The organism is Anaerobacillus sp. MEB173 (assembly GCF_052119505.1).
Taxonomy (GTDB): Bacteria; Bacillota; Bacilli; order Bacillales; family JBJMAU01; genus JBJMAU01.
Genome location: NZ_JBJMAU010000009.1, coordinates 51,245 through 62,593, shown reverse-complemented (window position 1 = coordinate 62,593; position 11,349 = coordinate 51,245). Strand labels below are relative to the sequence as shown.

Here is an 11,349-nt window from a genome sequence, read left to right as displayed (position 1 = left end):
CTATGTCTCAGTTGATTTTCCTTTCCACTGTTTTTGCAACTCCTCAATCACAGGCCATTTTGATTGATCATTATCTGCTATTCTATGAATTAAAGTATTTAGTTCTTCATCCATGAAGACTGTTGGTTCAAAAACAATTTCCTTTACATTCTTATAAAATAAGTTTGGCAATGACAAATCATTTATTAGGATCGTAAACATCTCATTATCAATCGGATTTGCTTCATCGTAAGCTTTGATCATTTCATGTGTCCAATGGAGATCCCAACCTCCGAGGTCATCCATTGTCCCAGTAATTAGCTTTTGCAGATCACGAATTGGTAAATCATAAGCAACTCCATCTAAGTCAATAATCCACATTCCATCAGGACCTTTTTGCCCATTTGACCAGCCATAATCTTGGTGTACTAATCCCCATGCCTTATTTCCTCTTGAAACTAATTCATGATAAGCAGACTGTTCAAGAGCAACATAGGCTTTTTCTGCCTGTTCCTTAAACATATCTGCTACGTCTAGTATTGTTGAACTAGCAGGCATTTCCTTATAGGCATGAGCAATATCTTTAAACCAATCAATTTTATTAGCAATCTTCTTGTACGTTTTTGGCCAACGGTATAGTCTTGATGCCTTTTCCGCTCCTTCTGGAGGCTGGTAGCCCTTTGAAAGTCGATGAAATTCACCAATAGCACGACAAAGATCCTTAGCCCCTTCTAAATCTTTGCCCACTGGCTCAAGGGGCTCGATCCATTCAGCAACAAACCAAAGTTTACCTCCTGCTTCGACCCATTTCTCTCCAGCTTTAGTTTTAATAATTGGTGGTACTTTTGCCTTCTTTTCAACAACCAAATACTCTTGCGCACCTAAACTAAACATACTTCGTGTCGGTCTGCGATGCAGTAATTTAAAGCTCTTTGGTCCTTGATTCGTTTCTATTTTCCAAATCAGTCCTCCTTTATCACCTTTTGTAGTAATAACTTCCATACTGTTTACTTTGAGATCATATTCTTTTAATACCTCTTGACCCATTTCAACAATATACTCAGGAACAAAAAACTCATCAACAGTACCATCATCAAAATCCCATGGTGTGATCAATCTTTGTTCTTCTTTCATTCTCTTCCCTCCCCACTTGACTTAGAATCAAAAATAATGAATCTAATAATTAATATATTCTTTACAAACTAAAATGGGTGGTTATTCATCATTGTTTTTGGTTAAAAGCTGAAAAAAAGTAAACGCAGATTCTATAGCCGGCCTCGTGGCACTAAATGATTAGCTGAAATAAAATAAGCCCAGCGTTTCCTTTTAAAGAAAACACTGGGCTTTAGTTGTATTATCTAGCAAGAATGTTGTATCCTGCATCTACATGAATCATTTCTCCAGTAATACCTCGCGAAAGATCACTCATTAAGAATAGAGCTGTATCGCCAACCTCTTCTTGCGTTACACTTCGTCTTAATGGTGCTCGTTCTTCAATGTCTTTCAGAATTAGATTAAAATCCGAGATACCTTTTGCAGCCAGAGTACGGATCGGTCCAGCTGAAATCGCGTTAATACGTATCCCATGTTTACCTAAATCAGCAGCTAAATACTTTACAGAAGCATCAAGTGATGCCTTTGCTACACCCATCACATTATAATGAGTAACTACACGTTCACCACCTAAGTATGTTAATGTAACAATGCTTCCTCCCTCTGCAATCATCTCTAATTCTTGAGCAGCTTTTACAACACCAGTTAATGAATATGCACTAATATTTTGTGCTAATAGGAATCCATCACGTGTTGTATTCAGATAATCTCCTTCAAGCTCTTCCTTGTTGGCAAAAGCGATACAGTGAGCAATTCCATGAATAACACCGACTTCATCCTTAATCGTCTTAAAAGCTTGTTCGATATCTTCATCCTTCGTAACATCACATGGTATGATCAGAGAATCATTTCTTTCAAGTGTATTAGCTAAATCCTGAACATTTTTTTCAAGACGTTCTCCTGCAAATGTAAAGACAAGTCGTGCACCGGCTTTCGATAAAGCTTGAGCAATACCCCAAGCGATACTGCGTTTGTTTGCTACACCCATAATGACATATGTACGATTTTCTAATGATAAGTTCATATTTAAATCCTCCTCTTTTGGGATTATGGTAATATTATAAGCTAATCTTATGACTAGGTACCAAATTATTATATCATGATTTTTCAAATGATGATACATATGTTGCTTCAACTCATCATTCATTAACGATATAATCTGAAAATAATTTCCACTAATTCTACATAAAAGTTCTGCATTAACTTTCCTTAACCCTTTTTTGTTTGAATATTTCTTAGTAAATAATTACACTTTTCACAGTGATAAATCACATTTTGATTTGATTGGGCTGTTAGTACAATTTCAAGAGGCTGTTCGTCATGACACTTCGGACATATTACAATTGGTCTCATTTTCCTGACCCCCTTCAAATACAAGTAAAAGGCTAACCGATCATCTGGTTAACCCTCTATATATTTTCAGCTAAATGCATACTTTCTAGACATTTATTTACTTATTAACCCTCAAATAAATCTCTTAATTTATCAACATGTTCCTGACTGCCTGTGACAATAATTCGATCGCCAACTTCTAACACCGTATCTCCATGTGGTACAAGTGATTCACCTTTGCGAAAGATTCTAACAAAGACAGTATCACCCAAATAAGGAAACTCCCTTAATAGTACACCAGTAAACAATGGGTTATTCATATTTACTTGATATAAACCATGTTCTTGTTTTGTTAATAATCCAACTACATTTGGTGATTCAACCATCGCCCTAAGGACTGACCGTGTGGAAAAGAAGACTGAAAATACTTCGATACCAATTTTGCTTAGCTCTTCATCAAGTTCCGGTGTTTCAATCCGGGCAATTACTCGTTCAACCCCTTGTTGTTTTGCTAACATAGCTAAATGATAATTTATATCCTGGTCTCCAGTAGCGACCACTAAAATATTCGCTTGGAATACCCCTTTCTCACTCAATGTGGCTTCATCATAAGTATCGACTTCTTCAATAACAAAGGAGGACTCACTACTGAGTTCTTCAGGTTTTTGCTGTTTTGTATGAATCATTCGAATATCAAAACGAGTCCGGTCAAGATCCAAAAATAATGGCATTGTTAAATTACTTGCCCCTAAAATGACTAGCTTTTGTTTAGCTTCTGATTCCACTGGCTTTGGAAATAACTTTTTGAATACAATTGGCGTTATAATACATGTGATGACGGCAACTAGAATTAAGGCGGACATAAGCTGGGTATCAATAACCCCAATCCGTTCTCCAATTGAAGCAGCAGCAATTACAAGAGATAGTGTTGACGTTAATAGAAATCCTGCTCCCAACACTGTCCGCCAATCATACCACCTTTTTAAGACAAGAACAGGGATAATTTTTGAAATTAATAACGCAATAAATAATAATGGGATTAATAACATTACTTTAGGATCGGCAAATAAAGAGATTATATCTAGCTCAACACCGATCATGACAAAGAAAATTGGGATTAGAAATCCATACCCAAATGAGTCGAGCTTATGAACCATTTCTGGGTTGGGTGACAAGAGGGATACAAGCACTCCAGCTAAAAACGCACCTAAAATGTTTTCGGCACCAACTGTTTCAGAAAGTGCAACTAATAAGATGATAAGGGTAAAAATAGCTCTCGTATCAATTTGTATTGTCCCTTTTGACATTGTTTCAAGAAATGATTGATGCCGAAAATGCTTGCCAAAAAAGTAAAGGAGAATCCCCGCTGCAAAAAGAAGCAGCAATAACCACATATTTCCTCCACCCTCGGCATACATAGAAACAAAGACTGCAAGTAAAATCATTGTGACTAAATCCGCAATTACAGCAACCAATAAAATCGTTTGTCCAATTGCCGTCTTCATTAAATTTCCTTCCTTTAATGTTGGAACAACAACACCCAAGGAAATTGTTGCAATAATTAATGTCATTAATAACGCATTATCTATAAATCCACCTAGTACAAACAGAATTGATAAAAGATAGGATAAACCAAATATAAAGACAAAGATAAGCGTAGCTACAAGAAATGCATTTGGTTCGGCTTTTCCATTTGGTAATAACTGCTTTTTTTGTTTCTTTGCAAAAGCCGAAAAATCAATCTCTAAACCACTTAAAAACATGAGAAAAATAAATCCTAAAAGTGATAACGTCTCTAGCCATATATCTGGATGAACAATATTAAATCCGCTCTTCCCTATAATAATACCCGCAATAATTTCGGCAACAACTACAGGAATTACTTGTAATCGTAACTTATGTAATAGGACTGGGATAAGAAACGCAATCATCACAACGATAACTAATGACGTTACTGATGCATGTTCTTCCACTGAAACACCCTCCTTATTTATAAATAGTATGTTCAAAAAAAAATTTACTGCATCATCATGAATAAGACTTCATTCATCCTAGAAGGTTTTTATCTCATTGTCAAATGATTAGATTTCAGTAGAGGTACTTTTTACATTATGATAAAAGAGAAACGTTCTATCCCTATTTACATATTTTTTACCATTTGCTATAGACTAATTCTATTAACTATATATAACTATTACCATATTTAACGGAGGTGAGACGTATTGTCTTATGACATTATCGGGGATATTCATGGATGTTTTGCTGAGTTTGTTACGCTGACGAAACAGTTAGGTTATCACTGGGAGGAAAACATACCAATCCATCCGAATCAACGTAAGCTTGTATTTGTTGGTGATCTTACTGACCGAGGTCCCAATTCTATCTCTGTAATGGAAACAGTGTATGAGCTTGTTCAAAAAAAAATTGGTTACTATACACCAGGAAATCATTGTAATAAACTATACCGATATCTTCTTGGTCGAAACGTTCAAATCACACATGGACTTGAAACAACCGTGGCAGAGCTAGAGGCTCTGGACAAACGAACATATAAAAAAATTAGTCATCACTTTAAACAACTCGTTGAAGAAGCTCCTCTCTACTTACAGCTTGATAGTAATAACCTTGTCGTTGCTCATGCTGGCATTCGCGAGGATTACATTGGTAGAACAGATAAGAAAGTGAAAACTTTTGTATTATATGGTGACATTACAGGTGAAAAACATCCTGACGGTTCACCGGTACGAAGAGATTGGGCCAAAAATTACCACGGAAAACCATTCATCGTGTATGGTCATACCCCCGTGACTTTGCCTCGTCAAGTTAATAATACGATGAATATTGATACAGGTTGTGTTTTTGGGGGAAAACTAACTGCGCTTCAGTATCCAGAAATGGAGACAGTTTCTGTTTCTTCTTCGATGCCTTTTGTTGAGGAGAAATTTCGAACTTTTGCCAACTAGATTTAATAAATTTATGAAAACGAAATAAAGTTAAGGAGGATGTCTCAAAAGCAAAGTAACAGTCCCCTCGACTACACTTATGAGACATCCATTTTGATTATTGATTTACTCAACTTTCTCCAATTGACAGCAAACATCAACCATATCTTGTTCTAATAAAACAGAAAAAGTCAGCTGTTCCTCTAAAAAAGGGTGAAAGAAGCTTAACCTATCACTATGCAGTGCTTGACGACTAATTAACTCCCGTTTTCCGCCATATAAATCATCACCAAGCAGAGGATAACCTAGATGCGCCATATGAACACGTATTTGATGTGTCCGTCCAGTTTCTAAGGATAGTTCAATAAGAGTAACATCATTATAACGATGAATTACTCGAAAATGAGTAATGGCTTCTTGACCATCTGAACGTACTTCTCTTTCAATAATACTACATGGTTTTCTCCCGATAGGGGCATTAATTGTCCCGTGATCAGCAGGAACTCTTCCATGTATAAGTGCTTTATAGCTTCTTTTTACAATTCCTGACTTTTGCTGTCTTGTCAGTAAATCATGTGCATAACGATGTTTCGCTATAAGAACGAGGCCAGAAGTATCTCGATCTAAACGATTTACGGCATGAAACGTACTCGCTATGTCATTTTGATCATAATAAAATAATACACCATTAGCCAACGACCAGTTTGGCTCTAAGCGTGACGGAATTGTTGGTAAATGAGGAGGTTTATGTATAATTAAAAAATGGTCATCCTCAAAAACTATCGTAAGCGGGATCTCTACCGATTTCATATATTCACTTCTCTGTTCCGGCGGGAAAGTTAAAGTGATTTTATCACCATTCTTTAAAACATATCTAACGTTGACTGGCTGGTCATTTACGAATATTGACCCTCCGCGAAACTTAATATCAGTTAGCGCTTGTCTTGATAATTGCTTTTCTTCTCGTAAAAAATAACGAAGCATCTGTCCGGCAAACGCTTCGTTAACATTCCATGTGAATGAAATCATTAATCTATGTTCCTTTCTGCATACTATTCTACAAAGGACTCTCGAACTCTTTTCCAAAATGGGAAAGGCCTAAATCGTGCAAAACGAACCTTTTCATCAGCTACCCGACATTGGATTGACTTTACATTGTTATGCATCATCGTCAAATGATCAATCGTTATAATGAAATCAGTATCACTTTGCGGTCTTAGCATGCATGTATGATGCTGTGGAAGAACAAGGGGTGAACCAACTGTTCGATATACACGATTATTAATTGAAGCCATTTCCGCCAACTGAATCGAATCCAATGAAGGATGAAGTATTGCACCGCCTAACGCTTTATTATAAGCCGTACTACCTGAAGGAGTTGAAAGACATAATCCGTCTCCACGAAACGTTTCAAAATACTCGCCTTTAATCTCGATATCCATTACAATTGTTCCTTCACTGCTTTTTACAGTACATTCGTTCAAAGCCAAATACCGCTCTCCACGAACACGGTCGTGATAACGGACAATTACTTCTAACAATGGGTATTCAACTACCTTAAATGGTGTTTTTGCAATATGAATAACTAATTTTTCAACTTCCTCTGGCATCCAGTCTGCATAAAAACCTAAATGACCTGTATGAATTCCAACAAAACATGTATCTTCTAACCGATAATTATAATCGTGAAATGCTTGCAGTAATGTACCATCCCCACCAACAGTAATGACAATGTCCGGTTCTTGTTCATCTAATGTAAGACCAAATTCTGTTAAGTAACTTTTAATATTCTGTTTTAAACCATTCGATGTTGTATCGCCCCTTGATGTTACAGCGAATTTCATCTTTCCCTCACCCCATTTTTACAGCGATCCTTAATAGTATTTACAATTATTTAAAGAAACACGTCATATTAAACACATTTCCATTTTTACTAATCGTTGTTCTCTTCATATTTGCGGTTAAACATTCGTTGCGCTTCTTGAACTTCACCACGAATTTGTGACATTTCTTCATCCAAACGAAAAGCTGCTTCTGCTGCTCGTTGTAATCGCAGTTCAATGTCTTTTGGAAATTCGCCACTATACTTATAGTTTAATGAGTGCTCAATCGTAGCCCAAAAGTTCATCGCTAACGTTCGAATTTGTACTTCAACATGGATATGCTTTTCACCATCAATAGTTTGAACTGGATAACGCAAAACAACATGATAGGAACGATAACCACTGGGCTTTTTGTTTGTTATATAATCACGCTCTTCAATCACTTCTAGATCTCGTCTGGTTCTCAGCAGCTCCAAAACGGTGTTTATGTCCTCAACAAATTGACACATAATACGAATGCCTGCTAGATCCTGAATTTCATCTTCTAAAGAATCCAGTGGAACATTCTTACGCTTTGCTTTATCTAAAATGCTGGGAACAGGCTTTACTCGGCCAGTGACGAATTCGATTGGAGTATGTTTCGATGACCTTTTGTATTGCTCCCTGATTCCTTTTAGTTTAATCTTCAGCTCATCAACAGCTTGTTTGTATGGAGCAAGAAATATATCCCAATCATTCATAAATATCACCACCAAAATCTCTTAAAAAGGTTCTATGTAGTTTCATAAGAAAAGTTCGTGCGTACAGGCGCTTAAGCCAGATATCTGCAAATTTTTCTTGTTTTTTAAAAAATTTGCTCTACGCTCAAAACCAATTCGTCACGATAATTGCTATTCCCTTTAATATTTTCAATTAAATATTGCAGTTCTTGATATATATGAGTTAAAGAGATGGCTTCCATCTCCCCTACCAGTAGGTTAACTGGTAACTCTCTACCCATTGCTTCTTTCAAATCCAACCAAATTGTCTGTCCAATACTTATGTAAATATATGTATGATCCGTTTCTAGTAGATAAATAAATGCTACATTATCAGCATCCACGAGCATTCTCTCGCCATCTTTCACAGCTGATACGTTTTCTCCTTTAGTAATAATAAGTTGTAATTGATCCTCTAGTAAAACCGCTTTCTCAACTTCCAAACGAGTCGTCATTTCTTTCTCCTCCATTTGCTTTCACGATATTTCCAGATTAAGTTTACCATAAATAAACATTGTGCGATAATGATAGCAATTTGGAAATTAAAAAGGAGGGTTTCATTTGAACCAAGAGGTTGAGATAGAATTTAAAAATATCGTAACAAAAGAAGAGTTTGACAAATTGCTTGCTCACTTTTTAATAAATGATACCGATTTTAAGACACAGCAAAATCATTATTTCGATACACTTAATTTTTCATTAAAACAACATCGTGCAGCATTACGAATACGTGAAAAAAACGGGAAAGCAACGTTAACTCTTAAAGAACCTCATCACGTTGGCCTATTGGAAAGTCACCAATCATTATCCAAGGAAGAAGTTCAGAAAGCACTGAATGAAGGTGGGATACCTAATGGAGACATTGCCTCACATATTATAAACTCTTTTAAGATTCATCCTAATGAATTTACCTATTTAGGTACATTAACGACAAGTCGCGCAGAAATTTCTTATAAAAGTGGGACACTAGTATTCGATTACAGCACGTACTTGGACACTGAAGATTATGAAATTGAATATGAAGGATCTGATGAGACAATTGCAAAAGAGACTTTTCTGAATTTGCTTAACCAGCAGCATATCCCAATTAGAACAAGTGACAATAAAATTGTTCGGTTCTTTACCAGAAAAGCCAATATCTCCTAATTGTCTGAACAAACAAGGTCTGCTATATTTAAGATATCTACTTCATGTATAAGGGTGATCAAGTGAAAATTTCGAATATGCTACAGCAATTGCAATTACAACAAATTCAGGCACTACGAGAATTATCTTCAACAAAGCAGAATCAATCGCCTTTTTATTCAATTTTTGCAAGTGTTATTGAGGAAGGGGTTACACCGCTGGCACCTCATACTAAGCAAAGTGATCTCCCTACAATATTAAACAGGTTCAACCACACTCTAACATCCGCGTCATTTAATACAACTCCGCTAGATGATAAACGAGCTGAACCATTCCAAGCATTTATTCAGTCATCTGCGAAAAAATATAACGTCGATCCTAAACTAATTTATTCTGTCATTAAGCATGAATCTAATTTTAACCCGAATGCAAAAAGCCATGCAGGGGCAGTTGGTCTAATGCAGCTCATGCCTGCCACAGCACGCGGACTCCATGTCACAAATATTTATGATCCTCAGCAAAATATTGATGGTGGAACAAAATATTTACGGCAAATGCTTGATCGCTATGATGGTGATGTTACAAAGGCATTAGCAGCCTATAATGCTGGTCCAGGAAATGTGGACAAGTTTGGAGGAATTCCTCCTTTTAAAGAAACACAAAACTATGTACCAAAGGTGCTAAACACATATATGAAAGCATAAGACGATCTCTCTCTTACAGATCGTCTTTTACTTTTCTGGGTGTTTTACCATTAGGAAGTGCTAATGATATATAGTACTCTCCTGTTTATTAAGTAATAAAAATTACAAAAATAGATAAACTTCTTATTTTAGAGTCGGATTATTTGCTGTTAATCATTTAGATTGCTAAAATGAATCTAAATTAAGATAAAAAGTAAAGAGGTAAATAATAATGGATAATCATTCTTACACTCCTTTTCATGAAATAGGAGGAGCTGAAGTTATCGACAAATTGGTAACTGCCTTTTATGATAAAGTCGCAAAACATCCGGACCTTATCCCAATTTTCCCTGATGATTTAACAGAAACCGCCAGGAAGCAAAAGCAATTTCTAACTCAATTTTTAGGAGGTCCCAATCTCTATTCGGAAGAGCATGGTCATCCTATGTTACGCGCACGCCACATGCCTTTTAAAATCACACCGAAAAGAGCAAAAGCATGGTTAGCATGTATGGAAGAAGCAATGGACGAAATTGAGCTTTCCGGAACGATACGTCAGCAAGTGTTTAATCGTTTAACCTTTACTGCACAACATATGATTAATGAACCGGATGATGTAGATTAAAGAAAGGAGAATGAGCTTTGACAACATATAATGATTCGAATTGCAATGACCATTTAGGTCTGTGTGGTCACGATATGGAGTCAACGGTTCTTCACCATCATCGTCAAAAGCCACTGGAAATCTATACATTTATTGATCCTCTATGTCCTGAATGTTGGGCATTAGAGCCATTTTTAAAAAAGCTAACTCTTGAATATGGTAAATATTTCACCATTCGCTATCTTGTTGGCGGAAAGTTAGGCACACGTAATAATACTTGTCAGTACAAAGAAAAAAAACCGCTTACTCCAAAGCGGCTTGCTGAGATTTGGGAGTTGACCGCTAGTAGAACAGGAATGTCCTGTGACGGTGATCTGTGGTATGAAGATCCAATTTCAACTCCTTACTCAGCATCAATTGCTCTAAAAGCAGCTGAATTACAAGGCCGACAAGCTGGGTATCGTTTTTTACGAAAATTACGTGAACTTCTATTTTTGGATAAACAAAATATAACAAAAGAGTGCGTCCTTTTAGCCTGTGCCCGAAAAGCAAAACTTGATGTCGATGAGTTTAAAAAAGATTTATATTCACAAGGGGCTATTAAAGCTTTTCAACATGATATAAAAATGACAAAAGAAATGGGAGTAGAATATTATCCTACATTAGTTTTTTTCAATGATAATGTAGATGATGAAGGCCTAAAAGTTACAGGCCTGTACGATTATCATGTTTATGTTCAAATTCTTGCTGAGCTTTTGGGATATGAGCCTGAACCAGAAACTATTCTACCATTGGAATCGTTTCTCCAACGTTATAACTTTGTAGCTACAAAGGAAATTTCTGTTGTTTATGACTTAACTTTTGAACAAGTCGAAATTGAAATGAAAAAACTTCAATTAAAACAAAAAGTAACTCGTGTACCCGTTAAATATGGCACCTTTTGGCGCTATCTCCCTCAATAATTTTAAATATAAAGTACTGATTCCTATA

At 36.2% G+C, this 11,349-nt stretch carries 13 protein-coding genes; 5 read left to right on the top strand and 8 right to left on the bottom strand.

All coding sequences use genetic code 11. The features are described from left to right. The 4 genes from ACJ2A9_RS16635 to ACJ2A9_RS16620 form a co-directional block, all read right to left on the bottom strand. Positions 1–1,113, bottom strand: coding sequence for a CotS family spore coat protein (locus ACJ2A9_RS16635; RefSeq protein ID WP_441422805.1), 1,113 nt, complete (start codon positions 1,111–1,113; stop codon positions 1–3). 220 nt (positions 1,114–1,333) lie between these two features. After that, positions 1,334–2,116: an enoyl-ACP reductase FabI gene (fabI, locus tag ACJ2A9_RS16630; protein WP_441422804.1), complete on the bottom strand. Its 783-nt coding sequence runs from the start codon at positions 2,114–2,116 to the stop codon at positions 1,334–1,336. 185 nt (positions 2,117–2,301) lie between these two features. Continuing rightward, complete coding sequence (locus tag ACJ2A9_RS16625) at positions 2,302–2,445, bottom strand: hypothetical protein (RefSeq protein WP_441422803.1); 144 nt, start codon at positions 2,443–2,445, stop codon at positions 2,302–2,304. Between the two features lie 104 nt (positions 2,446–2,549). Next, positions 2,550–4,397 carry a monovalent cation:proton antiporter family protein gene (locus ACJ2A9_RS16620; protein WP_441422802.1) on the bottom strand — a complete coding sequence of 616 codons (1,848 nt, stop codon included), beginning with the start codon at positions 4,395–4,397 and terminating at the stop codon, positions 2,550–2,552. A 249-nt stretch (positions 4,398–4,646) separates the two neighbouring features. Between ACJ2A9_RS16620 and prpE the strand changes: the two genes are divergently transcribed. Then, entirely contained in the window at positions 4,647–5,387 is a 741-nt protein-coding gene (gene prpE, locus ACJ2A9_RS16615) for a bis(5'-nucleosyl)-tetraphosphatase PrpE (RefSeq protein ID WP_441422801.1), read from the top strand. 105 nt (positions 5,388–5,492) lie between these two features. On the opposite strand, the gene ACJ2A9_RS16610 is transcribed toward prpE, so the two are convergent. From ACJ2A9_RS16610 to ACJ2A9_RS16595, 4 genes are all read right to left on the bottom strand, one after another. Further along, complete coding sequence (locus ACJ2A9_RS16610; RefSeq protein WP_441422800.1) at positions 5,493–6,395, bottom strand: RluA family pseudouridine synthase; 903 nt, start codon at positions 6,393–6,395, stop codon at positions 5,493–5,495. Positions 6,396–6,418: 23 nt separating this feature from the next. Continuing rightward, complete coding sequence (locus ACJ2A9_RS16605) at positions 6,419–7,210, bottom strand: NAD kinase (protein WP_441422799.1); 792 nt, start codon at positions 7,208–7,210, stop codon at positions 6,419–6,421. An 89-nt stretch (positions 7,211–7,299) separates the two neighbouring features. Further along, positions 7,300–7,929 (bottom strand): GTP pyrophosphokinase, encoded by a 630-nt coding sequence (locus ACJ2A9_RS16600; RefSeq protein ID WP_441422798.1) that lies wholly within the window; start codon positions 7,927–7,929, stop codon positions 7,300–7,302. Between the two features lie 104 nt (positions 7,930–8,033). Continuing rightward, entirely contained in the window at positions 8,034–8,402 is a 369-nt protein-coding gene (locus ACJ2A9_RS16595) for a hypothetical protein (RefSeq protein WP_441422797.1), read from the bottom strand. 106 nt (positions 8,403–8,508) lie between these two features. On the opposite strand from ACJ2A9_RS16595, the gene ACJ2A9_RS16590 reads away from it, so the two are divergent. From ACJ2A9_RS16590 to ACJ2A9_RS16575, 4 genes are all read left to right on the top strand, one after another. Further along, positions 8,509–9,093: a CYTH domain-containing protein gene (locus tag ACJ2A9_RS16590; protein WP_441422796.1), complete on the top strand. Its 585-nt coding sequence runs from the start codon at positions 8,509–8,511 to the stop codon at positions 9,091–9,093. A gap of 62 nt (positions 9,094–9,155) precedes the next feature. Then, positions 9,156–9,776: a lytic transglycosylase domain-containing protein gene (locus tag ACJ2A9_RS16585; protein WP_441422795.1), complete on the top strand. Its 621-nt coding sequence runs from the start codon at positions 9,156–9,158 to the stop codon at positions 9,774–9,776. Between the two features lie 211 nt (positions 9,777–9,987). Next, positions 9,988–10,380 carry a globin domain-containing protein gene (locus tag ACJ2A9_RS16580; RefSeq protein WP_441422794.1) on the top strand — a complete coding sequence of 131 codons (393 nt, stop codon included), beginning with the start codon at positions 9,988–9,990 and terminating at the stop codon, positions 10,378–10,380. A gap of 74 nt (positions 10,381–10,454) precedes the next feature. Next, positions 10,455–11,321 (top strand): ClpXP adapter SpxH family protein, encoded by an 867-nt coding sequence (locus tag ACJ2A9_RS16575; protein ID WP_441422877.1) that lies wholly within the window; start codon positions 10,455–10,457, stop codon positions 11,319–11,321. Positions 11,322–11,349 lie beyond the last annotated feature (28 nt).